The following is a 25111-nucleotide window of genomic DNA, read 5'->3' on the forward strand; positions in this document are numbered from 1 at the left end:
GCAGCATGGCACAGGCCACCGCAAAGACGCCGCCCGGGTGGAGCTTCGAGACGCTCGCTCAGCTCACGCGGGACGAGCTGGACGCGCTGTTCAGGACGCTGCCGGCTCCGACGGTCGCCGAAATGGACGGCGAATTCATCTCTGCCCTGCCCGGTTACAGCAGTGCCGAGTGGCGATCGACGATGGCGAGCCTCGGAAAGGATTACTGGCTCGGAAAATCCTACAAGCCCGAGGCCTTCGGCCGTCACATGGGTCACGGGCTGAACCGCTACCGGACGAAAGCCGGAGAGATATGCCGGCTTTCGCGGTTCGTCTGGAACATCGCGCCGTCGACGGTCGATCGCCGCCCCTCGCTCGTCATGCACTATTCGGCTTTCCCCAACTGGGGCGGCGGGCTCGACCTCATCGACGAGATCCGCGTCGCGGCAGCGGGCGTCTATCTGGGCCTTTTCCACACCGCCAGGCCGGTGCCGGGTTTCACGCCGCGCGACGGCGGCGCCAGGTCCGGCATTGAATTCTTCTTCCTGTCCGGTCCAGTCTCTGCCTTCGTCGAGGCCGAACAGGACTGACCGGTGCCCGTGAAGAACGACCCAAGGTGGGACCCCGAAATGCTGGAGGTCCTGAAGCTCATCGAGCGCGAGGCGCTGCGGGCGGGACCGATCGACCAGGATCTGCCCTTTGCCTGGCAACGCGAACGCCTCGACGCGGCGACCCTGTTTGCCAATGAGCAGCGTCCCGCGGTTTTTTCGGTATCCGACATCTGGGTGCCCGCGCGGGGCCGGCGCGTGCAATGCCGGCACTACCGGCCGAACGCCGGCAAGCGCCTGCCGGCGGTTGTATTCTTCCACGGGGGAGGATGGGTTCGCTCCTCGATCGAGACACATGATCGGCTGGCGCGGGAGATCGCGCTTGCCGCGGGCGCGGCGGTCATCAGTGTCGACTACGCCCTGTCGCCCGAAGCCCGGTTCCCGCACGCGCTGGAGGAGTGCGCGGACGTCACACACTGGATCCGGCTGAACGGCCCAAGCCTCGACATCGACGCGGGGCGCCTGGCCGTGGCGGGAGATTCCGCCGGCGGGAACCTCGCCCTCGGTGTCGCGCTCTGCCTGCGCGACAGAGGCGAGGACATCCTGAAGGCCGTCGCGACCTTCTATCCGGTCTGCGACTTCGACCTCGCAACCCCGAGCTACCGGGAATTCGCCGAAGGCTGCTTTCTCACCCGCGACCTCATGCGCGGGTTCTGGGAAGCCTATGCACCGGGGCAGGCGCTGAGGCACCATCCTTATGCCGCACCGCTTCGTGCCGGCCTTTCCGGCCTGCCGCCGACGCTCATCCAGTTGGCCGAGCTCGACGTGCTGTTCAGCGAAGGCGCGGCTCTCGCGGCCAAGCTCAAGGCCGCCGGCGTCGATGCGACATGTGAACCCTACAGGGGCATGGCGCACGGCTTCATGCGCCATACCGGTCGGGTCGGCATGGCGCGGACGGCCATGGCGCGCCTCGGCGAATGGCTCGGAACCCATCTCGACGGATGAGCGCCGGGCCTGGACGCCTAGGCCGCCGAGCGGTTGCCCGGGGCTGATCCGGTCGCGGCGTCGCGGGCGGGAGGCAGCGCAGCCCAGAGCGGGCTCGCCGCGGTGACGCCCGGAGTTGCCAGAGCGCAGCGGCATTTGCCCAGGGATTTCGCGACATAGAGCGCCGCGTCGGCGGCGGCCAGCAAGGTCGCGACATCGGTGCCATGGTCGGGCGCGCAGGCGATGCCGATGCTGACGCCGATCAAGGCCTCGGCGCCCTGGCCGAGATCGTATTTGCCGGCGATCTCATGGATCAGCCGTTCGCCGAAACCGGCCGCCGCGGTCGGATCGATGGCCTCGGCCAGCACGACGAATTCGTCGCCGCCGAGCCGGGCGGTGACGTCGCCGATGCGCACCAGCCGGTTCAGCCTGTCGGCGACCATCTGCAGCACGCGGTCGCCGGCGGCATGGCCATAGGTATCGTTGACCGTCTTGAAACCGTCGAGGTCGAGGTAGAACAGGGCCAGGTGCGCCTGGCCATCGCCATGCGCCTTCAGCCGGTCGCTCATCGCGGTGGTCAGGCCGGTACGGTTCGACAGCCCCGTCAGGGCATCGTGGCGCGCGCGATGGGCATTTTCCTGCTCGGCGATCATGGTCGAGACCAGCATCCGGTTGAGCCGGAACGAGGCGGCGCTCATGCTGTAGAGATAGAAGGGGATCTGCAGGAAGACGACGAGCAGCATCAATTCGCCGGAAAAGAGCGCGCCGAGGCAACAGGGGCCAAGGCTGAGCACGATCATGATCGCGGCCATGCGCGGCGCGCCGAAATTGCGGAAGCAGATGCCGCCGACCATGGCGGCAGCCGACAGGCAGGTCAGGGTGGCGATCACCCAGTCGCCGCAGGTCATGCCGAGAAAGGTGCCGAAGCCGACACTGGCGCCCCAGCACACCGCGAGAATGATGGAAATGTCGGTCGGTGTCTTGCGGCCCTCGGCCACGGCCCGTTGCGCGACCAGCAGCACGGCCAGGCGCGACAGGCACAGGATGATTTCCAGGCAGAGCCAGGCGATGAACAGCGGTTCCGGTTTGCGCAGGGCGATGGCGCCGGACACCAGGATGGTGTTGATGACACCGCCGGCGAAGATCGGCAGCGTGCCGAACAGGCTGGCGATCAGGGCCTGGCGAATATTGTCGGGAACGCCGGCGCCCGGCTCGACCAGCCAGCGCGTGACGCGCCAGGTCGGCAGGCTGAATGTCGTCGCGGTCCTGTCCATCGAACGCCCCTGGGTCGAGGGGCAAAGGACCCGACGGCGCTCAACAGCGGGTTAACCCCGGCCGCGCCCCTCCGCATCGTGCTTAATGGCCAGCAAATGCGGAGGAGCGTTATGTGACGTGCTGCGTCAGGCCGCGATTTTCAGCCCGACATCGGGCAGCACAGGCCGGCTCTTCAGGGCGGCGGCCATGATCGCCTCGACCTCGGCCTTTTCGTTGGGCAGCAGGGCCAGCCGCGGCGGACGGGTCAGCCAGGTGCCGCGGCCCATGATGTGCTCGCACAGCTTGATGCACTGGACGAGGTCCGGCCGGGCGTCGAGATGCAGGAGCGGCATGAACCATTCATAGAGCGGCATGGCCTCGGCGAAACGGCCCTGCTTGGCCAGCCGGAACAGGGTCTCGCCCTCGCGCGGGAAGGCGTTCGACATGCCCGAGACCCAGCCCGCGGCACCCATGGCGACGCTCTCGACGATGACGTCGTCGAGGCCGGCGAACAGCACGAAGCGATCGCCGACCTTGTTGCGCGTGTCGATGAAGCGGCGGGTGTCGCCGGAGGAATCCTTGAAGCAGACCACCGTCTCGACATCGGCAAGCGTCACCAGGATGTCGGGCGTCACGTCGTTCTTGTAGATCGGCGGGTTGTTGTAGAGCATGACCGGCAGATCGGTGGCGGAAGCGACCGCGCGGAAATGCGCGGCGGTTTCATGCGGCTTGGACGAATAGACCAGGGCCGGCATGACCATGATGCCGTCGATACCGACACGTGCCGCTTCCCTGGCGGTCTCGACCGCGAAGGCGGTGGTGAATTCGGCGATGCCCGAGAGCACCGGCACGCGGCCGGCGGCGACCGATTTCGCCGCCTCCATGATGGCGACCTTCTCCTTGCGCTCGAGCGAGGTGTTCTCGCCGACCGAGCCGCAGATGATCAGGCCGGAGACGCCGTCGCGGATCAGGCCGTCCATGACCTTGGCGGTGGCGTCGATGTCGAGGGAGAGGTCGTCGTGGAACTGGGTGGTGACGGCCGGGAAGACGCCTTCCCAGGAAATGCGCGGGCTCATTGGTGGTCTCCAAAGGCAGGGGAGGCGGCGGGCCTCGCCCCTGAAACGATGAACGGGAGAGGGCTCAGAGGCTGGCGCCGACCTTGCGCAGGTCGGCGAGAACCGGCGCCTTGGGCAGCCAGATCTTGTCGAATTCCTGGATGACCGCCTGGGCGTCGGCGACATTGGCGGTGCGGATCGGAATGGGGGCGGCGCGGAATTGCTCGATGAGCTTCGGTTCGTTCAGCGCGAGTTCGTCGACCTGGGCATCCAGCGCGGTCTTGACCGCCTTGGTGATCAGTTCGCGATCGGCCGCCGGCACGGTCTGCCAGACGCGGCCGGAGACCAGCGCGATCATCGGCATGAACACGGCATTCATCTGCAGGATGACCTTGGACACCTTGTCGAAGCGCTGGTTCCAGGAGAATTCGAGATCGGCCTCCAGGCCGTCGACCTGGCCATTGGTCATGGCGTCGAACACGGCGGGCGTCGGGATTGGCGTCGGCGCGGCGCCGAGCGCCTGGTAGAAGTCGCGATAGACCGGCGTCGCATTGATGCGCAGCTTCATGCCGCGGATATCGGCGAGCGTTGAAATGTCGCGCGCCGAGAAGATCGCGCGCATGCCGGTGGTGCCCCAGGCCAGGCCGACCGTGCCGGTCTCGCGCGGCAGCACGTCGAAGAGCTTCATCGCCACGGGATGGCGCACCAGCTTGGCGATCTTCGGTGTCGAATCGACCACATAGGGCGCGGTGATCGCGGCAATCGCCGGCACGCGCGAGCCGAGTTCGGCGGCCATGATCCAGCCCATATCGAGGGCGCCCGACTGCATCTGCTGCAGCATGGCGGCTTCGTTGCCGAGCTGGCCGGAATGGAACACGGTCAGCGACAGGCGGCCATTGGTCTCGGCCTTCAGGAGATCACCGACCTTCAGCGCCGCCTTGTTCCAGGGATGGCCGTTGGGAGTGAGGATGCCCAGGCGGAATTCGCGCGCCTGGGCGAGCGCCAGCGACGGCGCGGCCAGCGGAAAGGCAATGCCGGCGGCGGCGGCCGTGATGAGATGACGACGGCTGAGGGTCATGGATCACTCCGGTGGGTTCGAGGCAGTGGCGGTCATTTCAGGAGGGCGAGCGACAGGAACGGATAGAGCGACAGCAGCACGAGCAGGACGCAGGAGACGGCGAAGAACGGCATGGTGACGAGGAACATCTTGCCGGGCTTGGCGCCGGTGACCGCGGCGGCGACGAAGAAGCAGAGGCCGACGGGGGGCGACAGCAGGCCGAGCACCAGGTTGACCACCACCACCACGCCGAACTGCCGGGGGTCGATGTGGTAGACCTCGGTGGCGATCGGCAGCAGGATCGGCACGGTCATGATCAGGCCGGGAATGCCGTCGATGACGGTGCCGATGACCAGCAGGATGACATTGACCAGCAGCATGAAGCTGATCGGATCCTTGGCGACCGACTGGATCCAGGCGGCGGCCTCCTGCGGCACCTTGCCGAAGATCAGAACCCAGGAGAACACCGCGGCCGCGGCGACCAGGAACAGCACGACGGCGGAATAGATGCCGGCGCGCAGCATCATTTCGGGCAGCCGGGAGAACGAGAACTCCTTGGTCCAGTAGCGGCCGACCAGCGCCGCGGCGATGGTGCCGACGGCGGCGGATTCGGTGGCATTGGCGAGGCCGCCGAGGATCGAGCCGACGATGACGATCGGGATGAGCAGGGTCGGGCAGGCGCCGAGAATGGTGGTGACGCGCTCGCGCAGCGTCATCGGTTCGGCGCGCGGGTAGTTGTAGACATAACCCATCAGCGCAATGACCACGCAGAACAGGGCGGTCAGCACCACGCCGGGCAGGATGCCGGCGATCAGCATGTCGCTGACCGAGACCTGGGCCAGCACGCTGTAGACGACGAACATGACCGAGGGCGGGATGATCGGGCCGAGCATGCCGCCATAGGCGGTCAGGCCGGCGGCGAAGGTCTTGTCGTAGCCCTTCTTCTCCATTTCCGGGACCATGATCTGGGCCATGATCGCGACCTGCGCGGTCGCCGATCCCAGGATCGAGGAGACGAACATGTTGGCGAGGATGTTGACATAGGCGAGCCCGCCGCGGAGCTGGCCGATGAAGGCCATGGCGAGGTCGATGATGCGCTTGGTGATGCCGCCGCCATTCATGATCTCGCCGATCAGGATGAACAGCGGAATGGCGATCAGGCCGTAGCTGTCGACGCCGCCGAACAGCTGCAGCGGAAAGCTCTGGAACAGCAGCGGATTGCCGGAAGCGACGATGTAGACCATGCCGGCGATGCAGAGGCAGAGACCGATCGGCACGCCGACCAGCATGATGACCATGAAGGCTGCGGACGTGACCATGTCAGTTCACCGCGTCGACATCGGAGAGCCGGAAGCCGGGATGGGCCGCCCTGGGCACGAACTCCAGGTCCTCCAGGATGTTGGCGGCGCCGTGCACGGTCATCGAAACCGCGAAGATCGGCAGGATCAGGTAGAGCACCCAGGTCGGCCAGTTCAGCGTCTGGGTGCGCTCGGTATAGAGGAAGTTGAAGGTCTCGCCGGCGAACTCGCGGGCGTCGAAACCGGCGCGCGCGATGCCGACGGGGTCCATCCACAGCCAGCACATGGCGGCGAGCGCCAGGCCGAAGGCGACGACCGCGCCGGTCGAGATCACCTTGGCAATCTTCATCGCCCGGGCCGGCAGGCGCTCGGTCAGCATGGTCACCGCGAAATCGAGCCTGAGGCGGGTCATCGCGGAGGCGCCGATGAAGGTCAGCCAGACCACCGAATAAACAGCCGATTCGTCGATCCAATAGATCGGAAAGCCGGTGTAGCGGGTCACCACATTGACCAGGATCAGCCCGGTCAGAAGAAACATGAGGCCCATGATCGCCAGGCGCTCGGCGGCCAGCAGCCGGTTGGAGGCGCAGGTGATCAGCCGATAGGGCGCGATGACCGCCGGTGATGGGATCGCGTGTTCGATCATCGATGCCCTCGCTTTTTTGAGTGCGTTTTGCTCTGGAATTTTCGGATCGTAGATTTTATACAATATCCGAGTCAAGCGCCGGCGAAGCAATTTCTCCAGCGTCGGGCGCGGGCCGCCGGCCGCTCCGCCACGTCGTGGTAACTCCTTGTTCTGGCGCATTTTCCTCCCTCTTTCCGATGCTGCGCCCGGCGCAAAATGCTGTAAGGTGGGTCTCGCATGAACGTTCCCCTGAAGCACAAGACCCTGTCCGCCGCGATCGCCGACCAATTGCGTCAGGCGATCCTCGACGGGTCCCACGTGGCCGGCGCCCAACTGCGCCAGGACGCGCTCGCCGAGACCTACGGGGTGAGCCGCATTCCGGTCCGCGAGGCGCTGTTTCAGCTGGAGGCCGAAGGCCTGGTCCGGATCGCGCCGCACAAGGGCGCGATCGTCTCCGAGCTGTCGCTCGACGAGATCAACGACGTGTTCGAGCTACGCGCCATTCTCGAGCCGCGCATGCTGGCGCAGTCGGCACCTCTGTTCGATACGCAGGATTTCGCCAGGCTCGACGCGATCCAGAAGCAGTTCGTCGGCGCGATCGCCGCCCATGACGTCAGTCGCTGGGGCGTGCTCAACGCCGATTTCCACATGGCGCTCTATGCCCGGGCGAAACAGCCGCGGACGCAGGCGATCGTCATCTCGCTCTTGCAGACCAGCGACCGCTACACCCGGGTTCAGCTCAGCCGGACCGAAGCCATGGGGACGGCCGAGCGCGAGCATGGCGAACTGATCGCGCTGTGCCGTGCCGGCAAGATCAAGGCGGCCTGCGGTTTCCTGCAACAGCATATCGCGGCGGTCCATGCCGATCTGCTGCGCGTCCTGGGCAGGGCGCCGTCGCTGCGTTGAGGGCCAATCGTCGCCTCCGTCGCCAAGTCTAATGCGCCGGGGTGCGCCCGACGAAATGACGGAAGGGCCAGTGCGGCAGGCTTGTAGCCCCTGCGTCGCGATTATTTGACGCTGATTTGCTTTTGTTTGATTTAGAGCAATGCGAAATTTTTTGTCCGTTATTTCGTTTCATATTCGACATTTCGGCTTCTCAAGCCTGGTTATGTATAAACAATCCATTAAGCATTCTTGGGCAGTTATCCGGCATCGTATTTCGTTGCATGGGACGGCTGCTTCATGACACAGGACCGGGATCTCGCCGCAAGGCTGGCTTTCGCGCGGATCGACCGTGGCACGGAAGCCGATCTCAAGCCGCTGTGGGCCCTGATCGCGCCGGCGCTGGGCGGCATCCTGCAGCGCTTTTATGCCCATCTGCAGGCCGAGCCGCAGATGGCGGCACTGATCGGCAGCCGGCAAGGCGCGCTGGAAAGCGCCCAGGTCCGGCATTGGGAGCGGCTGTTCAGCGGTACCTTCGATGCCGGTTATGCCGAAAGCATCGACCGCATCGGGCGTGCTCATCATCGCATCGGGCTGGAGCCGCGCTGGTATATCGGCGGCTACCAATTCATGCTGTCGGAGCTCGCCCGTCTCGTCCTGAAGAAGCACCGTTTCGCGCCGGCCACGGCCGCGCGGCTGATCGAGAGCCTGAACAAGGTGGTGCTGTTCGACCTGGACCTCGCCATCTCGACCTATCAGCAGGTGCTGCTGGAAGAGCGGGCGGCCCGGAACGAGCAGGTCAACGCGGCCGTCGCGGCGTTCCGGCAGGCGACCGAGGGCGTGCTGCAGATCGTCGACGGCAGCGCCCGGCGCATGCAGGCGACGTCACAGTCGCTGACCGCCATCGCAGCAAGCGCTTCCGACGAGGCGATGTCGGCGGCGACCGCGTCGGAGGAAACCTCGGTCAATGTCCAGACGGTCGCCTCGGCGGCCGAGGAACTGACCCAATCGATCCACGAAATCTCGCGCCAGGTCGGCAATGCGACAATGGTGGTGCGCAGCGCCACGGGCATGACGGAAGCATCCTCGGCGGATGTGGCGCGGCTTTCCGATGCGGCTCAGAAGATCGGCGACGTGGTCGGCCTGATCCAGGCGATCGCGTCGCAGACCAACCTCCTGGCGCTCAACGCGACCATCGAGGCGGCGCGGGCCGGCGAGGCGGGGCGGGGGTTCGCGGTCGTCGCGCAGGAGGTCAAGCAGCTCGCCGCCCAGACCTCCAAGGCGACGGGCGAGATCGCCCAGCAGATCGCCGGCATCCAGACCTCGACCGCGAGCGCGGTCAGCACCATCCGCGACGTGGCGCGCACGATGACCGAGATCCACGCGGTCACCAGTTCGATCGCCGGGGCGATCGAGGAGCAGGATGCGGCCACCCGCGAGATCGCGGCGAGCGCCCAGATGGCGGCGCAGACCACCCGCACATTGTCGTCCAACGTGTCGCAGGTGAATGACGGGATCGACCAGACCAAGGGCGTGGCCGCGGAGGTGTTCACCACATCGGGCGATCTCGCCGAACAATCGTCGCGGCTCGCCGAAGAGGTGCGCCACTTCCTGCACGCCCTGACCAGCGAGCCGGAGGCCGCGGCCAAGGCCGCGCAGCCGCTGCCCCGCGCGGTGTGAGGCGCCTCAGCCGGCCTGGCCGCTATCGGCGGACCGGCCGGCCGGATCGAAGAAGCTGCCCGGGCTCTTGCCGGTGACGGCCTTGAAGGCGACGCCAAAGGCGGCCGAAGACGAAAAGCCCAGGGCTCGCGCCGCCTCCTTGACGGAGGCGCCGCGGCCGAGCACCTGGATCGCCGCCATGATGCGGGCGCGCTGGCGCCAGGCCTTGAAGGTCAATGCCGTCTCCGCCGGAAACAGCCGGGAGGCGGTGCGCACCGAGGTGCCGGCGCGCGCCGCGAGATCGGCGAGGTCGGCCGTGCCGGCGGGATCGGCGATGACGGCCTCGGCGAGCCGGATCATCGCCTGGCTGCGCGGCATCGGGACGAAAGTCGGCGCCGGTTCGGCGCGCGCCACTTCGTCGAGCAGCAGGGCTGTGATCGCCCGGCGGCGGCCAGCCGTCAGCGGCCGATCGAACTGGGCGAGAATGAGTGCGCGCAGCAAGGTCGAGACCGCGATCACCCGATCCTGGCTTGGCGCCGGCGCGACCCAGCCGCCATGGGGCGCGGAGGCGGCGACATAGGTCGAGCGCATCTCGACATCCGAGAGCATGTCGATGGCATGGGCGAAGCGGACCGGCACCCAGACGGCGCGCTCGGGCGGCACCAGCCAGCGGCCGGTCGGCGTGGTGACCTGCATGGTGCCCGCCACGGCAAAGATGAGCTGTGCCGTTTCGTGCCGGTGCAGGGCCAGATGGGTGCCCTGGGGATAGCGGCGGGCCAGAACGCCAATGCCGGCCTCGAAGGCGGTGTCTGGCGTCTTGTCGACAGGAGTTGGCGTTACATCCTTCATAAGCCATCCTAGTCTGGCCAGGCTGATCCCGCCAATGGACGCCTCCGATGAACCGCCCGACCACCGTCATCGCCTATATCAATATCGCGCATGCGCTCGACCACCTGATGATGCTGATCTTCGCCACCGCCGTGCTGACCATGGCGACCGAGTTCGGCGTGCCCTTCGGCGACCTCTTGCCGCTGTCGCTCGGCGGCTTCATCGCCTTCGGCGCCCTGTCGATGCCGGCCGGCTGGCTCGGCGACCGCTGGAGCCGGCGCAACATGCTGGCGATCTTCTTCATCGGCGGCGGGTTGGCGGTGGCCGCCACGGGCCTTGCCCGCAATGCCACCGAACTCGCCATCGGGCTCACCGCCATTGGCGGCTTCGGCGCGATCTATCACCCGGTCGGCACGGCCATGCTGGTGTCACACGCCCAGAAGCTCGGCCGCGACATCGGCATCAACGGCGTCTGGGGCAATCTCGGCGTGGCGTTTTCGGCGCTGATCACCGGCGCCCTGACCCAATGGTTCGGCTGGCGCGCGGCTTTCTTCATTCCGGGTTTCGTCAGCATCGTCGTCGGCATCGCCTTCATGGCCAATGTCCGGGACGAGAAGCGGCTCGGCTCGAAGGCCGGCGGCCAGGCGCGCATCGGCCGCGACGAGATGATGCGGGTCTTCGTCATCCTGCTGTTCGTGGCGTTTTCGCTCGGCATCACCTTCAACGCCGTGACGGTGGCCCTGCCCAAGCTGATCCAGGAGCGCATCACCATGTTCGGCTCGGCGCCGGCGGTGGTCGGCACGATCGGCTTCATGGTTTATCTCTGCGGTGCGATCTCCCAATATACCGTTGGTCATCTGATCGACCGCTATCCGTTGCGGACCTTGTTCATCCCGATCGGTTTCGCGCTGACACCGTTCCTGCTGTTGGCCTCGGTCGCCCAGGACTGGGCCATGCTGATCGCCGCCACCGGGGTGGTCACCGTCATGTACAGCCAGGTGACGCTGAACGATGCGATGACCGGCAAATATACCAGCGACGAGTGGCGGGCCCGCGCCTTCGCGGCGCGCTACACCATCACCTTCGGGGTCGGCGCCTGCGCGGTCTGGCTGGTCGCCTGGCTGCATCGCACCGGCGGCTTCACGCTGACCTTCCAGGTGCTGGCGGGCCTGTGCACGCTGATCGCGCTCGCCGCCCTGACCTTTCCGCGCGACCGCGAGGTGACGGCTGTGGTGCCGGCGGAGTGAAGGGCGGGATCTACGGGCCGCGAGGTTTTCCGGAAACGTCGAAGCGAGCGAAAGCGCAGCGAAATCAACCTTCTCCCTTTGGGAGAGGGTTGATTCGGCTGCGCTTTTCGTCTGGCGGCAGGGCAAACCGGCCTTCTCGCTTCAACCGAAATGGCCCTTCACGGCAGACCGCTTCCACGCGAGTATGACGGTCGCGCCAGCCGGCGGCCGCCAACCGGGTCGCCGTCGAAAAGAAGGACCCGCAGCCTTGTACATGCCTCTGCAGTTCAAGATGGAAGATCTCGCCGACATCCATGAGGCCATGCGGGTGGCGCGCCTGGCGACCGTCGACCGGGCCGGCGTCGTCGCCGGGCCGTCGCAAAGTCCGGACCCGCGGGAGCGCGAGGTTGCGACCCGCATTCCGACCATGAGTTGAGGCGAGGCCCGCAATGCCTTCCCTGGACGTGCTCCTGGCGTTCTTCGTCACGACCGCCATCTTCGCCTTCATGCCCGGTCCGGCCATGCTCTATGCCGCCGCCCGGACGCTGGCCGGCGGGCGCTGGTCCGGCTTCATGGCGTCACTCGGCATTCATCTCGGCGGCTATGGCCATGTGATCGCGGCGGCGGCCGGGCTGTCGATCCTGTTTCACGCGGTGCCGATCCTCTACATGGTGGTGAAGTTCGCCGGCGCCGTCTATCTGGTCTGGCTGGGCATTTCGCTGTTCCGCGCCAAGGGCGAGGCCGGTGGCGGGGCGGCCGGTGCCACGCCGCAATCCGGCCGGCGTGCCTTCCTGGAGAGCGTCACCGTCGAGCTGCTCAATCCGAAGACGGCGGTGTTCTTTCTGGCCTTCCTGCCGCAGTTCATCGATCCCGCGGGCGGCGTGCCGATCTGGCTGCAGTTCGTTCTGCTCGGAACCTTCGTCAACCTGATGTTCTCGCTCGCCGATATCGTCTGCGTGCTGCTGGCGAGCGCGGTGGAGACGCGGCTGCGGCGCTCGAGCCGAGCGCAGCGCCTGCTGCGCCGGGCGGGTGGCGCGATGCTGGTCGGCCTGGGCGCGCACCTGGCGTTGCAACGGAGCTGAGCAAGGGCCGGCCCGCAGGCCGGCCCCTGTTTCGGCGGCTTTACCAGGCCGCGATCACCGAACCCTGGAAGGTCTTCTCGATGAAGGCCTTCACCTCCGCCGACTGGTAGCTTTCGACCAGCGGCTTGATCCAGGGCTTGTCCTTGTCGACCGCGCGCACCGCGATCAGGTTGACATAGGGGCCCTTCGGGTCTTCGCGCAGCAGCGCGTCGCGGGTCGGGTTGAGGCCGGCGGGAATGGCGAAATTGGTATTGACCGCGGCGGCCGCGACATCGTCGAGCGAGCGCGGCGTCTGCGCCGCCTCGATCTCCAGGAAGCGGAACTTCCTGATATTCTCGATGATGTCGACGACGGTCGGGCTGTAGCCGACGCCGGCCTTCAGCTTGATCAGGCCCTTGTCCTGGAACAGCAGCAGCGTGCGGCCGCCATTGGTCGGGTCATTGGGAATGGCGATCTGGGCGCCATCCGGCACCTCGGCCCAGGTCTTGTACTTCTTCGAATAGACGCCGAGCGGGAAATTGACCGTCAGGCCGACGCTGACCAGGTCATATTTGCGGTCGGCGTTCTGCTGATCGAGGAACGGCTTGTGCTGGTAGGAATTGGCGTCGAGTTCGCCGGCGGCCAGCGCCGCGTTCGGGATGATATAGTCGGAAAACTCGGTGATCTTGAGGTCGAGGCCACGCTTGGCGGCGACCGGCTTCACCGCTTCCAGGATCTGCGAATGCGGGCCGCCGGTGCCGCCGATGCGGATGACGGTCGGGGCCTGCGCGCGGGCGATGCTGGGCGCTGCCAGCGCGGTGAGGGTGAAGGCGCCGGCGCCGAGCAAGGTGCGGCGGTCGAAACGATGATCGGACATAGGGATCTCCAGGTTCGAAGGGAATGAGTTGACGAGGGGATTTGGGGGAACTCCGGCGGCTCAGGCGCCGCGGATGCGCTTGTTGACCTTGCGGGCGATCGCCTCGCCAATGGTCTGGACCGCCTGGACCAGCACGATCAGGACCACGACCACGGCGGCCATGACGTCGGGCATGAAGCGCTGGTAGCCGAACCGGATGCCGAGATCGCCGAGGCCGCCGGCACCGACCGCGCCGACCATGGCGGAATAGCCGATGAGGCTGACGACGGTGAGCGTCAGGCCGAGCACGATGGCCGGCAGGGCCTCGGGCAGGAGCACCTTCAGCACGATCTGCAGCGAGGTCGCGCCCATCGCCTTGGAGGCCTCGACCAGGCCTTGGTCGACCTCGCGGATCGCCGCTTCGATGATGCGCGCGATGAACGGGGCGGATGCCACCGTCAGCGGCACGATGGCGGCCGTGGTGCCGATGGATGTGCCGGCGATCAACCGGGTGAACGGGATGATCGCCACCACCAGGATGATGAAGGGGGTCGAGCGAGTGGCGTTGACGACGACGCCGAGCACCCGGTTGACCGGAACGCATTCGAACAGCTCGCCCTTGCCACTGGTGGCGAGGAACAGGCCGAGCGGCAGGCCGATGAGGGTGCCGACAAGGGCCGCGGCGGCGACCATGTAGAGGGTCTGGCCGGTGGCGGCCCAGATCAGGTTGATGATTTCAGGCGACATAACCGAGCACCTCCACCTTCAGGCCATGGGCGTTGATCAGCCCGGTGACGGCCCCGACGGTTTCCGTCTTCGCCGGGATGGTCACCATGAGATTGCCGAAGGGCTGGCGGCCGATCTCGTCGACCTGGCCGGACAGCACGTTGACGTCGATGTCGAGCGAGCGCGACAGCCGCGACAGGATCGGGGCGGTGGCGTTCTCGCCGGTGAAGACGATGCGCAGCACGGCATGGCGGGCGCCGGCCGGGTCGGAGGTCAGCCGCGCGGCGATGTCGCGCGGCAGTTCGCCACCGGTGACCGAGGAGACGAAGGTACGGGTCGTCTCGGTGCCGGGCGCGGCGAAGACCTGGTAGACCGGTCCCTCCTCGATGATCCGGCCGGCCTCGATCACCGCGACCTGGTCGCAGATCTCCTTGATCACCTGCATCTCATGGGTGATCAGCACGATGGTGACGCCGGTGATCTCGTTGACCCGGCGCAGCAGGGCGAGGATCGACCGGGTGGTTTCCGGGTCGAGTGCCGAGGTCGCCTCGTCCGACAGCAGCACTTTCGGCTCGGTGGCGAGCGCCCGGGCGATGCCGACCCGCTGCTTCTGGCCGCCGGACAATTCGGCGGGGTAGCGGCCGCGCTTGTCGGCCAGGCCGACCAGCTCGATCAGATTGTCCACACGCGCCTTGATCGTCGGCTTCGGCGTGCCGGCGAGTTCGAGCGGCAGGGCGATATTGTCGAAGACGGTGCGCGAAGACAAAAGGTTGAAGTGCTGGAAGATCATGCCGATGCGCCGGCGCAGGTTGCGCAGGCCGGCCGTGTCGAGGGCCGCGACATCGATATTGTCGACGAAGACCGAGCCGGAGCTCGGCCGCTCCAGGCCGTTGATGGCACGCAGCAAGGTCGACTTGCCCGCGCCGGAGCGGCCGATAATGCCGGCGATCGCGCCCTTGGCGACCGACAGGGTGACCGCGTCGAGCGCCGTGACCGCCGGATCGGCATTGCGGGCCGGATAGACCTTGGACAAGGCCTCGAAGCGAATGGCCGGCTCGGCGGCCGGCAGGACCGCGACGGGGTCCCTGAATTGGGTGACGGCGTTCATGATGCAATGGCTTCGTTCAATGGGGCGACGGCCCCGGGATCGGAACCCCGGGTCCTGTCGCGATCGGGAATGACTGGATCAGGCGGCGCGGCGCCGCGCCGTCGCGATCAGGTCGCGGGCGGCGCGCTCGATGCCGTGGATCGAACGGAACACCTGATGGTCGAGGGACTGGACCGATCTGGCGGAGGCGAAGAAGCGCAGACCCCCGCGGGTACGCTGGCCAAGGCCGATGGGCTCGTCGTCGAGTTCAATGATGATGGTGTCGGACATGAAAAATCTGCCACCGGACGTCGCCGGCGCCTCTTCGAGGGGAGGTCGAGGGAGGGATGATCGACGCTTGGGAGCGTCGACACGACCCCATCACCGAGGACATCCGGTGGCAGTGTTCAGTCTGGGAGGAAGCGCCCGAAGGCCAAGTCCCGAAGCTCATCGCAAACTCTCCAAAACGGGAGCCCACGAATTCGCTTCGTGGCGCTTTAGCCCTTGGTGACGCGGTGCAAGCTGCTCCATCAAATCCCGCGACCGTCCAGCGCCGGGCGCTGTGCAGTGAGTTCAAAATGATGGCGTCCGGTCGTTATGTCAACCGAATTGTTCTTTTAAAAGAATGCGCGAATTGGAAATTTATTGTCGCGAATGGCCGGTTTGAAAAGATGATCCTGTCTCGCCGCGGCGGCAGGCGCGCCGCGACGATAAGTTCTTCCTCTTTCTGCAAAAGGGCCGCGCCCGGCAGATGGGTCAGACGGGCATGTTGGAGCTGGAGCCCGGGGTGACCAGGATGTTGCGGTCGACGGTCTTGACGTCACGCAGGCCGCACAGCGCCATGGTGGTGTCGAGCTCCTTGCGGATGATGTTCAGGCAGGTCGTGACACCTTCCTCGCCCATGGCGCCGAGGCCATAGAGGAAGGCGCGGCCGATGAAGACGCCCTTGGCGCCGAGCGCCAGCGCCTTGATCACGTCCTGGCCGGACCGGATGCCGCCGTCCATCAGCACCTCGATACGGTCGCCGACGGTCTGCACGATGGAGGGCAGGGCCGCGATCGAGGACATGGCGCCGTCGAGCTGGCGGCCGCCATGGTTGGAAACGATCAGCGCGTCGGCGCCGCTGCGCGCCGCGAGCTCGGCATCCTCGGGATCCAGGATGCCCTTCAGGATCAGCTTGCCGCCCCAGCGGTCCTTGATCCACTTGACGTCGTCCCAGCTCAGCGTCGGGTCGAACTGCTCGGCGGTCCAGGCCGACAGCGACGTCATGTCCTCGACGCCCTTGGCGTGGCCGGCAATGTTGCGGAAGGTGCGCCGTTTGGTGCCCAGCATGCCCAGGCACCAGCGCGGCTTGGTGGCGAGATTGATCAGGTTGGCGAGCGTCGGCTTGGGCGGCGCGCTCAGGCCGTTGCGGATGTCCTTGTGGCGCTGGCCGAGGATCTGCAGGTCGAGGGTGAGCACCAGGGCCGAGCAGCGGGCCGCCTTGGCGCGGTCGATCAGCTTGTTGATGAAGTCGCGGTCGCGCATGACGTAGAGCTGGAACCAGAACGGGCTCGAGGTGTTCTCGGCGACGTCCTCGATCGAGCAGATGCTCATGGTCGACAGCGTGAAGGGAATGCCGGCCTTTTCGGCGGCGCGGGCGGCCAGGATCTCGCCGTCGGCGTGCTGCATGCCGGTCAGCCCGGTCGGCGCGATCGCCACGGGCATGGCGACTTTCTGGCCGACCATGGTGCTTTCGAGCGTCCGGTTGCTCATGTCGACGGCAACCCGCTGGCGCAGCTTGATCCGGCCGAAATCGGCCTCGTTGGCGCGGTAGGTGCTCTCGGTCCAGGCGCCGGAATCGGCATAGTCGTAGAACATCCGCGGCACCCGCCGCTTGGCGATCAGGCGCAGGTCTTCGATGCAGGTAATGGTCCGGGACATTGAAGTCTTCTCTCAGCAGCACTGCCTTCGCCGGTTCGGGCGCGTGGCAGATCTGTAACACAGGCCCGGCCAGGCAGGCGACCGGGCGCCGAGCGGCCCGCCCATGCCGGAAAGACCGGCTCGCGCGGGCCGACCGCCAGGCCTCGGCCCGCCTCGGCGCCGCCTGCCGATCGGGCCGGGCCGCTCAGTCGTGCCGGTGCATGGCCGAGTTGTGTTTGGTGTCGCGCATGCTGGCATAGACCAGCAGCGAGACGAAGATGACGCCGGACAGGTAGTAGTAGAACCACTGCTCGTGGCCTTGCTGCTTGAACCAGAGCGCGATGACCGGCGCCGTGCCGCCGAAGATCGAGACGGTGACGGCATAGGGTACCGCGATGCCGGTCGCCCGGATCGAGGTCGGGAACAGCTCGGCCTTCACCACGGCGTTGATCGAGGTGTAGCAGGCGGTGAAGATCCAGGCGCCGGAGATCAGGAGGAAGGCCATGAAGGGCGACTTCGTGCCGGCCAAGGTGGTCAGGATCGGCACGGTCAGCAGCGTCCCGGCAAGGCCGAAGAAGATCAGCAGGGGCTTGCGGCCGACCCGGTCCGACAGGGCGCCGTAGAGCGGCTGCAGCAGCGCGGCGAAGATCAGCGAGGCGGCGATCACATAGGTCGTGGTGAGATCGTCGAGCCCGACCGTCTGGCGGACGAAGGTCTGCATATAGGTGGTGAAGGTGTAGAAGGCGGCGGTGCCGCCGGCGGTCAGGCCGACGACGATGGCCACCTCGCGCGGATAGTTGAGCAGGCCGCGCAGCGAGCTCGTCCGTTTCGGCGCCTTGTTGGCCTCCAGGAAGGCCTCGGTCTCGTGCATATGGCGGCGCATGAAGGCGGCGACGATGGCGAGGCAGGCGCCAATGACGAAGGGGATGCGCCAGCCCCATGCCACCAACTGCTCGTGGGTGAGGAAGACGTTCTGCAGGAGCAGCAGCACCAGGATGGCGGTGAGCTGGCCGCCGATCAGCGTCACATATTGGAAGCTCGAATAGAAACCGCGGTGGTTCGGGTCGGCCACCTCGGTGAGATAGGTGGCGCTGGCGCCATATTCGCCGCCGAGGCTGAGGCCTTCGATGATGCGCGCCAGGCCGAGCATGACCGGGGCCGCGAAGCCGATCGTGGCATAGGTCGGCGTCACCGCGATGATCAGCGATCCCACGCACATCATGATCACCGAGACGGTGAGCGAGACGCGCCGGCCGTAGCGGTCGGCGAGATGGCCGAACAGCCAGCCGCCGAGCGGCCGGACGATGAAGCCGGCGGCGAACAGGGTGGCGGCGTTCAGCTGCTGCACCACCGGATCGGTCGAGGGGAAGAAGGCCGGCGCGAAATAGAGCGCGAAGGCGGTATAGGCGTAGAAGTCGTACCACTCGACCAGATTGCCGACCGAGCCGATGAAGATCGCCTTGATGCGGCGCTTCGCGTCGTCGAGATGGATGTGGGTGTCGATGGCGGTGTCGGTCACGCGCTTCTCCCGATGCGATCGAATGTCCGCTCCATCGGTCCGGCGGCGCGGCGTCAAGGGCACTGCAGTCATGCCGTCGGGGCTGCGTCGGCCAGGGTGTCGAATACGTCGTCGGGAGCGAACAACGGTCGGCAAAGTCTAGAAGCTCGGGCCGGGCGGCACTATCAGAGGAAAGGCTTACCCGGGCGGGTGCAATGCGGCTCCTGGCCGTGGAGGTCGGTCGCGGGCCCGGCCGGCGCGGGCGATGGCGAGGTTCGGGGTGGCGCGCGATGCCGGGTGATCGTGCCGCCGCTGTTGCCGCAACGCTGTCAGCAGCGGGCCGTCATGCTCGCCGCGTTCAATCCGGCGCGGAGGTCCCATGATCGATTGTCCTGCAATGCCGCGGTCGCCGTCGGCGGACCTGCTCGGCTGGCGGCTTCTCGCCTGTGACCGGGCAAAGGGCACGGTGCGCATCGGTTTCGAGGGCCGGCCGGAATTCCTGAACCCGGCCGGCACGGTCCAGGGCGGCTTCCTGGCCGCCATGCTGGACGATTGCATGGGGCCGGCGGCCTGGATCATGAGCGGCGGCGAACGCTATACCGCGACGATCGACATGAATGTCAGTTTCCTGGCGCCGGCCAGGCCCGGGCCGCTCGTCGGCGAGGGGCAGGTCGTCCAGCTCGGCCGCACCATCGCCTTCCTGGAGGCGCGCCTCTATGGGGCCGACGGGCAGCTGGTCGCGCGGGCAACCTCCACCGCCCGCCTGGTCGACGGGGCGTCGGTGGTCAAGCGGGCGCCGGCGGATGCCATATAGGCCGGCACGTCGTCAGCTGTCCTGAGCCCTCGATCGCCCAGGCTGGGGCTCGTGGTGCAGCTCCGGTCGAAGGCGGCCGTCCCGTCGATCCTGGTGGGCGGCGCGCCGTGGCGGGTGAACAGGTCGGTTTCGCCCTGCGTTTCGCGCACCACGGTGTGGTCGATGGCGATCGGTGCCTTGCGTTTGGTTTCGAGCGAGCCCGGCACGATCGCATCGGCCCAATGGGTCAGTGCATGGCGGCATAGATCGCCGCCGCCCGGCCGGGCGCCGCCTGGTTGGAAACGGGTCCGTTCGCCGGCGACGGGCGGACATCGACATCTGTGCCGCCGGCCACCGCTTCGCTCTCGATGCCGCCGATCTCGTTCTCGTCGACGCCGAGCTCGGCGAGCAGGCGCGCGCGTAGTGCGATAAAGGCCGGGTCACCATGGCGGCGCGGCCTCGCGAGCCGGATCGGGATATCGGCGATGATCCGGCCCTGGTCCAGGATCACCGCGCGATCGGCGAGCAGCAGCGCCTCGTCGACGTCGTGGGTGACCAATAGCACGGCCGGTGCATGGGCCCGCCACAAGGAGGCGACGAGGCCCTGCATGCGCAGCCGTGTCAGCGCGTCGAGGGATGCGAAGGGTTCGTCGAGCAGCAGGAGCTTTGGCTCCCGGACGAGCGCGCGGGCGAGCGCCGTGCGCTGCGCCTCGCCGCCGGACAGGGTCAGCGGCCAGGCCTCGGTGCGGTGCGACAGGCCGACCTCGGTCAGTGCGGCCAGCGCCCGCCCGCGGACATCAGGCCCACGCAGGCCGAGCGCCACATTGCGCCAGACCCGCTTCCACGGCACCAGGCGCGGCTCCTGGAACACCACAGCCCGTTCCTGGGGCACCTCGACCGTGCCGGCCGGCGCCTGGTCGAGCCCGGCGAGCGTGCGCAGCAGGGTCGACTTGCCCGAACCGGAGCGTCCGAGCAGGGCGACGAAAGCGCCGGGGGCGATGGCGAGATCGAGGCTGTCGAGGATATTCGGGCCGCCGAATGCGCGGGTGAGGCCGGAGACGCGGACGACGGGTTCGGCGGCCGGGCCGGCAGGCTCAAGGGCGATCGGGCCGACATGGATCGTCATCGGGTCACTCCTTCACGAAGCTGGGGCGCCAGACCAGCACCGCGCGCTCGACGGAGCGGACGATCTGGTCGGCCGCGAGGCCGAGCATGGCGTAGACGATGAGGGCGACGAAGATGATGTCGGTGCGCAGGAAGTCGCGGGCCGACATGGCGAGATAGCCGATGCCGCTGGTGGCATTGATCTGTTCGCCGACCACCAGGCTGAGCCAGCCGACACCGAGCGAATAGCGCAGGCCGACCAGGAAGGAGGGCAGGGCGCCGGGCAGGATGACATGGCGGATCAGCTCGAGCCGGGTCAGGCCGAGCGTGCCGACCGCCTCGACCACCTTGGTGTCGACGCCGCGGATGCCGGAGAACAGGTTCAGATAGATTGGGAACAGCGTGCCGAGCGCGACCAGCGCGACCTTCGGCGTCTCGCCGATGCCGAACCACAGGATGAACAGCGGCACCAGCGCCAGATGCGGCAGGGTCCGGACCATTTGCAAGGTGGCGTCGACCGCGTCCTCGCCCTGTTTCGACAGGCCGGCGACCAGCGCCAGGACCGTGCCGAGCGTCACGCCGATGGCGAGGCCGGCGGAGACGCGGCCGAGCGAAATCAGGAGATGCTCGAACAGCTCGCCGGACCGGATCAGCCCCCAGAAGGTCGCGAGGATCTGCACCGGCGAGGGCACGGAGCGCCCTGGGGTGACGCCGAGCGAGGAGGCGATCTGCCAGGCCGCGACGAGCGCCAGCGGCGCGGCGAAGCGGCGATAGCGCACCAGAGCCGCGAGCGGTGACGGGCGCGCCGCCGCCGATGTCGTCACCGCCCCCGTCATGGTCACCTCGATCGTGTTCGGCAGCGTCCGGCCCGATGGCCGGAGCGCCGGTTCCAGAGCCGCTCCCCGGGCTTCGAAAGCCGTCTCAGGGTTCACGGCATGATGGCCGGAGTCAACAAGAACGTTCTTTTTAAAGAACGGTACAGGGGGGCTGACAGTTCTCTTCAGGATGGCTCGGGGAGAATGCAAATGCCGTCTGCCGATTTTTCAGGCGGAAAATGACGTTGCGATCGGACCTGTTTTGCGAGTTGAAATCGGGTCGGCGGCTTTTCCTGCCACTTTTGAGCGCGCGCAGTGCGTGCGTGGGAAGAAATGCTTCGTCGTGGTTCCAAGGGAGATCCTTCTTTGGCGATCGTATCGTTCTTAATAAAGAACATTCTCGTTGACAGTGCAGGATGCCGCCCGGACACTTCAGGCCTCTTCGGAGCAGGCTCGCCGGAGCGATCGGGAGCCCGTTCGGATGACGTCATCGGGGCCGGCGCGCAGGCTCCGCGGCATATCACAGGGATATCGAGCAATGAGCAGAGACATCGTCCTCGGCGCTATGGCGGGTGGTCCGGCGACGACCTCGCGCCGGACCTTGCTGGCGGCAGGCGCGGCGTTGCTCGCCGCGCCCGCGCTGGTCCGGGCGCAGCCGTCGGTGCTGCTTCGGCTCGGCGACCAGAAGGGCGGTGTCGAAGCCCTGCTGAAGGCTTCGGGCCAGCTCGCCGACCTGCCGTTCCGGATCGAGATCAACCAGTTCGTCGCGGCAGCGCCCCTGCTCGAGGCGCTGAATGCCGGCGCCGTCGATCTCGCCTGGGCGGGCGACGCGCCGACCACCTTCGCGCTCGCCAATGGCACGCCGGCCAAGATCGTCGCGGCCCATCGCACCACCGGCGCGGCGACCGCCCTGCTGGTCAAGCCCAATTCGCCGATCGGGACGGTTGCCGACCTGAAGGGCAAGACGATCGGCACCAGCCGCGGTTCGATCGGCCAGGCCCTGGTGCTCTCGGCGCTGAAGGCGCAGGGCCTGCCGTTCAACACGGTGAAATTCGCCTTCCTGCTGCCGGCCGAGGCCAAGACCGCGCTCGAATCCGGCGCGGTCGACGCATGGTCGACCTGGGGCGTGTTCATCGCCCAGGGCCGCGTCGTCGACAATTACCGGGTGGTGGTCGACGGCTCGAACGGCATCCTGAGCGGGCTGAGCTATCTCAACGCGCTCGACAGCGCGATCGTGGCCAAGCGCGCGGCGGTGGCCGAGATCGTCCGGCGCGTCGCGCTCGCCAGGCTCTGGGCGAACAGCCATGTCGACGACTATGCACGCTTCTGGGCGGGCCTGGTCGGCGTCTCCTTCGAGGTCGCCAAGTTCTCGTTCGAGACCGCGCCGAGCAATCCGGAACGGATCGACGACAAGGTGGTCGCCGACCAGCAGGCGACCGCCGACCTCTATACCGCCGCCGGCCTGGTGCAGCGCCAGCTCGACGTCCGGCAATTCTTCGACACCTCGTTCAACAGCGCGGTGGTCGTCGGACCGTCATGACCGGCATCGACCGCACTGGGAGCCGAAACAGCCTGCCGGACCGGTTCGAGCGCGCCGCCGACGTGCTGGTCATCGGCGGCGGCATGGCCGGCGCCTGGGCCGCGGCGGCGGCCGCCGCCGAAGGCGCTTCGGTGGTGCTGGTCGACAAGGGCTATTGCGGCACGAGCGGCGTCACCGCCACGGCCGGGCCCGGCCATTGGTGGGCGCCGCCCGATCCGCCGGAGGCGCGCGAGAATGCCGTTCGCGGCCGCCAGGCGATTGCCTTCGGTCTCGGCGATGCCGATTGGATGCATGCCATCATCGACCAGACCTGGCGGACGCTGCCGACGCTCGGCCGGCACTATCGCTTCCCGACCGACGATCGCGGCGAGGTCAATTACCGCGCCGTGCGCGGGCCGGAATATATGCGCGCGCTGCGCGCCCTCGCGGCCGAACGCGGCGTGACCATTCTCGACCACAGCCCGGCGCTCGAACTGCTGGCGACGGCCGACGGCACGATCGGCGGCGCGCAGGGCCTGCAGCGGCAGCAGGCGAACCGGCCCTGGCGCATCAGCGCGGGAGCGGTGGTGCTCGCCGCCGGCGGCACCAGCTTCCTGTCGCACCTGCTCGGCTCGCGCACCAATACCGGTGACGGCTATCTGATGGCGGCCGAGGCCGGCGCCGCGCTGTCGGGCATGGAATTCACCGCCGCCTATACGATCGCACCCGCGCGATCGACCATGACGCGGACCATGTCCTATGCCTTCGCGACCTATTACGACGCCGACGGCCGGGAGATCGACGCGCCGTTCGGGCCGGACCAGACCGAGCGCATCGCCCGGGCCCTGCTGGCCGGCCCGGTGTTCTGCTCGCTGCATCGCCTGCCCGCCGACATCCAGGCGCGGCTGCCGACCATTTCGCCCAATGTCATGCTGCCTTTCGACCGCTGGGGCATCGATCCCTATCGGCAGCGCTTCGCGGTGACGCTGCACAATGACGGCACGATCCGCGGCATCGGCGGGGTCCAGGTCGTGGGCCGGGACTGCGCGACCACGGTGCCCGGCCTCTTTGTCGCCGGCGACAATGCCAGCCGCGAGCGCGTCGCCGGCGCGAGCTCGGGCGGTGGCAATGTCAATTCCGCCTGGGCGCTGTCGTCGGGCACCTGGGCCGGACAGGGAGCGGCGGCCTTCGCCCGCCGGGCCGGGGCGAACGACCGGGCGGGGTTGAGGCCGCTCGGCCGCGCCGGCCTCGCGCCGACGGCTTCGGCCGGGCCGGTCGATCTCGCCGCGCTGCGTTCGGCCGTCCGCTCCGAGATGCATCCTTATGACAAGAACCTGTTCCGCTCGGGCCCACGGCTCAGCCGGTCGCGCCAGGCGCTCGACGCGGCCTGGCGTCTCATCGCCGATCACGCCGGCGGTGACGGTTCCCAGATCCTGGCGTCGCGCGAGACCGCCGCGCTGATCGCCGCGGCGCGCTGGTCGCTGACGGCGGCGCTCGCCCGCGACGAGAGCCGTGGCATGCACAGGCGCGAGGACCGCCCGGGCCTCGATCCGGGGCTCGGCCAACGCCTGCTGGTCGGCGGTTTTGACGACATCCGGGTCAGGCCGGACGCGGGCTCGCCGCCATCGGCTGTCCGTGCCGGGGAGTTGGTATCGTGATCGAGCTGGTGATCACCGAGCGCTGCACGGCCTGCAATGCCTGCGTCGCGGTCTGCCCGACCAATGTGTTCGACGCCGCCGAGGCCGGCCCGCCCGTGATCGCCCGCCAGGCCGACTGCCAGACCTGCTTCATGTGCGAACTCTATTGCCGGGCCGACGCGCTTTATGTCGCGCCCGACTGCGAGCGGCCGACGCACGTGGATCCGGCGGCGATCCTCGCTTCGGGCCTGCTCGGCCAGTATCGCCGCGATTCCGGCTGGGACGAGTGGGCCGACCGCTATCCGAACGAGCAATGGCTGATGGAGACGGTGTTTCGCCGGGCGGCGCAAGAGGTGAAACACGCCGGCAAGCCGGCCGGACCCCCCGTGCCGTAGCGCCTTGTCGGGCGCCCGGGTGCGACGGTCTCAGTATTTGTTCCGTTTCCACCCCAGGGCATTGCCTGATCGCCATGACGTCCGATCGGGGGCTTCATGACTGCGCCCGATGACGGGCTGCATCCTCGCCTGGCGCATGGTCTGCGCCGGTCGTGCGTCTCCTCCCCGAGCGTCTCGACCCCAAGTCCAACTGAAGGCCGCCGATGGGTGGCCTTCATTTTTATCGCGGCGGCGAACCGGCCGACCGGTCGACGGTGACGATGCCACGCCGGTTCGGGGCCTTGCCCGATCCACATCCGCCCCGGTTGCGCCGTGCAGCGGGC

25 protein-coding genes are annotated in these 25111 nt (G+C 67.5%); 11 read left to right on the plus strand and 14 right to left on the minus strand.

Going from position 1 to position 25111, the window contains the following annotated elements:
• Window positions 1-5 precede the first annotated feature (5 nt).
• Both AC07WJ_RS07645 and AC07WJ_RS07650 read left to right on the plus strand, forming a co-directional pair.
• Window positions 6-569 carry a hypothetical protein gene (locus AC07WJ_RS07645; RefSeq protein ID WP_494933963.1) on the plus strand — a complete coding sequence of 188 codons (564 nt, stop codon included), beginning with the start codon at window positions 6-8 and terminating at the stop codon, window positions 567-569.
• Between the two features lie 39 nt (window positions 570-608).
• On the plus strand, window positions 609-1532 hold the full coding sequence (locus tag AC07WJ_RS07650; protein ID WP_494933964.1) for an alpha/beta hydrolase: 924 nt from the start codon (window positions 609-611) through the stop codon (window positions 1530-1532).
• Between the two features lie 17 nt (window positions 1533-1549).
• Here AC07WJ_RS07650 and AC07WJ_RS07655 read toward each other — a convergent pair whose 3' ends face one another.
• From AC07WJ_RS07655 to AC07WJ_RS07675, 5 genes are all read right to left on the minus strand, one after another.
• Window positions 1550-2785 (minus strand): diguanylate cyclase domain-containing protein, encoded by a 1236-nt coding sequence (locus AC07WJ_RS07655; protein WP_494933965.1) that lies wholly within the window; start codon window positions 2783-2785, stop codon window positions 1550-1552.
• 126 nt (window positions 2786-2911) lie between these two features.
• Entirely contained in the window at window positions 2912-3841 is a 930-nt protein-coding gene (locus AC07WJ_RS07660) for a dihydrodipicolinate synthase family protein (RefSeq protein ID WP_494933966.1), read from the minus strand.
• 64 nt (window positions 3842-3905) lie between these two features.
• Window positions 3906-4898, minus strand: coding sequence for a TRAP transporter substrate-binding protein (locus AC07WJ_RS07665; protein WP_494933967.1), 993 nt, complete (start codon window positions 4896-4898; stop codon window positions 3906-3908).
• 32 nt (window positions 4899-4930) lie between these two features.
• Window positions 4931-6196, minus strand: coding sequence for a TRAP transporter large permease (locus tag AC07WJ_RS07670; RefSeq protein ID WP_494933968.1), 1266 nt, complete (start codon window positions 6194-6196; stop codon window positions 4931-4933).
• 1 nt (window position 6197) lies between these two features.
• On the minus strand, window positions 6198-6821 hold the full coding sequence (locus tag AC07WJ_RS07675; RefSeq protein WP_494933969.1) for a TRAP transporter small permease: 624 nt from the start codon (window positions 6819-6821) through the stop codon (window positions 6198-6200).
• Window positions 6822-7037: 216 nt separating this feature from the next.
• On the opposite strand from AC07WJ_RS07675, the gene AC07WJ_RS07680 reads away from it, so the two are divergent.
• Window positions 7038-7706: a GntR family transcriptional regulator gene (locus AC07WJ_RS07680; protein WP_494933970.1), complete on the plus strand. Its 669-nt coding sequence runs from the start codon at window positions 7038-7040 to the stop codon at window positions 7704-7706.
• Between the two features lie 276 nt (window positions 7707-7982).
• A complete protein-coding gene (locus tag AC07WJ_RS07685; RefSeq protein WP_494933971.1) occupies window positions 7983-9362 on the plus strand; it encodes a protoglobin domain-containing protein in 1380 nt (459 codons plus the stop codon).
• Between the two features lie 6 nt (window positions 9363-9368).
• On the opposite strand, the gene AC07WJ_RS07690 is transcribed toward AC07WJ_RS07685, so the two are convergent.
• Entirely contained in the window at window positions 9369-10190 is an 822-nt protein-coding gene (locus AC07WJ_RS07690; RefSeq protein ID WP_494933972.1) for an AraC family transcriptional regulator, read from the minus strand.
• A gap of 47 nt (window positions 10191-10237) precedes the next feature.
• On the opposite strand from AC07WJ_RS07690, the gene AC07WJ_RS07695 reads away from it, so the two are divergent.
• The 3 genes from AC07WJ_RS07695 to AC07WJ_RS07705 all read left to right on the plus strand — a co-directional run bounded on the left by AC07WJ_RS07695 (window position 10238) and on the right by AC07WJ_RS07705 (window position 12477).
• A complete protein-coding gene (locus tag AC07WJ_RS07695; RefSeq protein ID WP_494933973.1) occupies window positions 10238-11416 on the plus strand; it encodes an MFS transporter in 1179 nt (392 codons plus the stop codon).
• Window positions 11417-11663: 247 nt separating this feature from the next.
• Window positions 11664-11831 carry a hypothetical protein gene (locus tag AC07WJ_RS07700; RefSeq protein WP_494933974.1) on the plus strand — a complete coding sequence of 56 codons (168 nt, stop codon included), beginning with the start codon at window positions 11664-11666 and terminating at the stop codon, window positions 11829-11831.
• 13 nt (window positions 11832-11844) lie between these two features.
• Window positions 11845-12477: a LysE family translocator gene (locus AC07WJ_RS07705; RefSeq protein WP_494933975.1), complete on the plus strand. Its 633-nt coding sequence runs from the start codon at window positions 11845-11847 to the stop codon at window positions 12475-12477.
• A gap of 40 nt (window positions 12478-12517) precedes the next feature.
• Here the strand turns inward: AC07WJ_RS07705 and AC07WJ_RS07710 are convergent, their stop codons facing one another.
• The 6 genes from AC07WJ_RS07710 to AC07WJ_RS07735 form a co-directional block, all read right to left on the minus strand.
• Window positions 12518-13333: a MetQ/NlpA family ABC transporter substrate-binding protein gene (locus AC07WJ_RS07710; RefSeq protein ID WP_494933976.1), complete on the minus strand. Its 816-nt coding sequence runs from the start codon at window positions 13331-13333 to the stop codon at window positions 12518-12520.
• A 60-nt stretch (window positions 13334-13393) separates the two neighbouring features.
• On the minus strand, window positions 13394-14059 hold the full coding sequence (locus AC07WJ_RS07715) for a methionine ABC transporter permease (RefSeq protein ID WP_494933977.1): 666 nt from the start codon (window positions 14057-14059) through the stop codon (window positions 13394-13396).
• Window positions 14049-15146: a methionine ABC transporter ATP-binding protein gene (locus tag AC07WJ_RS07720; protein ID WP_494933978.1), complete on the minus strand. Its 1098-nt coding sequence runs from the start codon at window positions 15144-15146 to the stop codon at window positions 14049-14051. Before AC07WJ_RS07720 ends, AC07WJ_RS07715 begins: the two co-directional genes overlap by 11 nt.
• A gap of 78 nt (window positions 15147-15224) precedes the next feature.
• On the minus strand, window positions 15225-15416 hold the full coding sequence (locus tag AC07WJ_RS07725; protein ID WP_494933979.1) for a hypothetical protein: 192 nt from the start codon (window positions 15414-15416) through the stop codon (window positions 15225-15227).
• A 465-nt stretch (window positions 15417-15881) separates the two neighbouring features.
• Entirely contained in the window at window positions 15882-17048 is a 1167-nt protein-coding gene (locus AC07WJ_RS07730) for an alpha-hydroxy acid oxidase (protein WP_494933980.1), read from the minus strand.
• A 184-nt stretch (window positions 17049-17232) separates the two neighbouring features.
• Window positions 17233-18546 carry an MFS transporter gene (locus AC07WJ_RS07735; protein WP_494933981.1) on the minus strand — a complete coding sequence of 438 codons (1314 nt, stop codon included), beginning with the start codon at window positions 18544-18546 and terminating at the stop codon, window positions 17233-17235.
• A 358-nt stretch (window positions 18547-18904) separates the two neighbouring features.
• On the opposite strand from AC07WJ_RS07735, the gene AC07WJ_RS07740 reads away from it, so the two are divergent.
• On the plus strand, window positions 18905-19339 hold the full coding sequence (locus AC07WJ_RS07740; protein WP_494933982.1) for a PaaI family thioesterase: 435 nt from the start codon (window positions 18905-18907) through the stop codon (window positions 19337-19339).
• A gap of 226 nt (window positions 19340-19565) precedes the next feature.
• Here the strand turns inward: AC07WJ_RS07740 and AC07WJ_RS07745 are convergent, their stop codons facing one another.
• Entirely contained in the window at window positions 19566-20444 is an 879-nt protein-coding gene (locus AC07WJ_RS07745) for an ABC transporter ATP-binding protein (protein WP_494933983.1), read from the minus strand.
• Between the two features lie 4 nt (window positions 20445-20448).
• Complete coding sequence (locus tag AC07WJ_RS07750) at window positions 20449-21354, minus strand: ABC transporter permease subunit (RefSeq protein WP_494933984.1); 906 nt, start codon at window positions 21352-21354, stop codon at window positions 20449-20451.
• 421 nt (window positions 21355-21775) lie between these two features.
• Between AC07WJ_RS07750 and AC07WJ_RS07755 the strand changes: the two genes are divergently transcribed.
• The 3 genes from AC07WJ_RS07755 to AC07WJ_RS07765 are packed head-to-tail and all read left to right on the plus strand — an operon-like array spanning window position 21776 to window position 24788.
• Window positions 21776-22777: an ABC transporter substrate-binding protein gene (locus tag AC07WJ_RS07755; RefSeq protein ID WP_494933985.1), complete on the plus strand. Its 1002-nt coding sequence runs from the start codon at window positions 21776-21778 to the stop codon at window positions 22775-22777.
• A complete protein-coding gene (locus AC07WJ_RS07760) occupies window positions 22774-24414 on the plus strand; it encodes an FAD-dependent oxidoreductase (RefSeq protein ID WP_494933986.1) in 1641 nt (546 codons plus the stop codon). The genes AC07WJ_RS07755 and AC07WJ_RS07760 overlap by 4 nt, the downstream gene beginning before the upstream one ends.
• Window positions 24411-24788 (plus strand): 4Fe-4S binding protein, encoded by a 378-nt coding sequence (locus tag AC07WJ_RS07765; protein WP_494933987.1) that lies wholly within the window; start codon window positions 24411-24413, stop codon window positions 24786-24788. The genes AC07WJ_RS07760 and AC07WJ_RS07765 overlap by 4 nt, the downstream gene beginning before the upstream one ends.
• The last annotated feature ends 323 nt before the right edge of the window (window positions 24789-25111 follow it).

The organism is Phreatobacter sp. GW821-FHT04C01 (genome assembly GCF_059420385.1).

Bases quoted from the DNA above. Each gene is read 5' to 3' on its own strand.
- AC07WJ_RS07645 (WP_494933963.1), top strand. From the start codon at position 6: ATGGCACAGGCCACCGCAAAGACGCCGCCCGGGTGGAGCTTCGAGACG.
- AC07WJ_RS07650 (WP_494933964.1), top strand. From the start codon at position 609: ATGCTGGAGGTCCTGAAGCTCATCGAGCGCGAGGCGCTGCGGGCGGGA.
- AC07WJ_RS07655 (WP_494933965.1), bottom strand. From the start codon at position 2,785: ATGGACAGGACCGCGACGACATTCAGCCTGCCGACCTGGCGCGTCACG.
- AC07WJ_RS07660 (WP_494933966.1), bottom strand. From the start codon at position 3,841: ATGAGCCCGCGCATTTCCTGGGAAGGCGTCTTCCCGGCCGTCACCACC.
- AC07WJ_RS07665 (WP_494933967.1), bottom strand. From the start codon at position 4,898: ATGACCCTCAGCCGTCGTCATCTCATCACGGCCGCCGCCGCCGGCATT.
- AC07WJ_RS07670 (WP_494933968.1), bottom strand. From the start codon at position 6,196: ATGGTCACGTCCGCAGCCTTCATGGTCATCATGCTGGTCGGCGTGCCG.
- AC07WJ_RS07675 (WP_494933969.1), bottom strand. From the start codon at position 6,821: ATGATCGAACACGCGATCCCATCACCGGCGGTCATCGCGCCCTATCGG.
- AC07WJ_RS07680 (WP_494933970.1), top strand. From the start codon at position 7,038: ATGAACGTTCCCCTGAAGCACAAGACCCTGTCCGCCGCGATCGCCGAC.
- AC07WJ_RS07685 (WP_494933971.1), top strand. From the start codon at position 7,983: ATGACACAGGACCGGGATCTCGCCGCAAGGCTGGCTTTCGCGCGGATC.
- AC07WJ_RS07690 (WP_494933972.1), bottom strand. From the start codon at position 10,190: ATGAAGGATGTAACGCCAACTCCTGTCGACAAGACGCCAGACACCGCC.
- AC07WJ_RS07695 (WP_494933973.1), top strand. From the start codon at position 10,238: ATGAACCGCCCGACCACCGTCATCGCCTATATCAATATCGCGCATGCG.
- AC07WJ_RS07705 (WP_494933975.1), top strand. From the start codon at position 11,845: ATGCCTTCCCTGGACGTGCTCCTGGCGTTCTTCGTCACGACCGCCATC.
- AC07WJ_RS07710 (WP_494933976.1), bottom strand. From the start codon at position 13,333: ATGTCCGATCATCGTTTCGACCGCCGCACCTTGCTCGGCGCCGGCGCC.
- AC07WJ_RS07715 (WP_494933977.1), bottom strand. From the start codon at position 14,059: ATGTCGCCTGAAATCATCAACCTGATCTGGGCCGCCACCGGCCAGACC.
- AC07WJ_RS07720 (WP_494933978.1), bottom strand. From the start codon at position 15,146: ATGAACGCCGTCACCCAATTCAGGGACCCCGTCGCGGTCCTGCCGGCC.
- AC07WJ_RS07725 (WP_494933979.1), bottom strand. From the start codon at position 15,416: ATGTCCGACACCATCATCATTGAACTCGACGACGAGCCCATCGGCCTT.
- AC07WJ_RS07730 (WP_494933980.1), bottom strand. From the start codon at position 17,048: ATGTCCCGGACCATTACCTGCATCGAAGACCTGCGCCTGATCGCCAAG.
- AC07WJ_RS07740 (WP_494933982.1), top strand. From the start codon at position 18,905: ATGATCGATTGTCCTGCAATGCCGCGGTCGCCGTCGGCGGACCTGCTC.
- AC07WJ_RS07745 (WP_494933983.1), bottom strand. From the start codon at position 20,444: ATGACGATCCATGTCGGCCCGATCGCCCTTGAGCCTGCCGGCCCGGCC.
- AC07WJ_RS07755 (WP_494933985.1), top strand. From the start codon at position 21,776: ATGAGCAGAGACATCGTCCTCGGCGCTATGGCGGGTGGTCCGGCGACG.
- AC07WJ_RS07760 (WP_494933986.1), top strand. From the start codon at position 22,774: ATGACCGGCATCGACCGCACTGGGAGCCGAAACAGCCTGCCGGACCGG.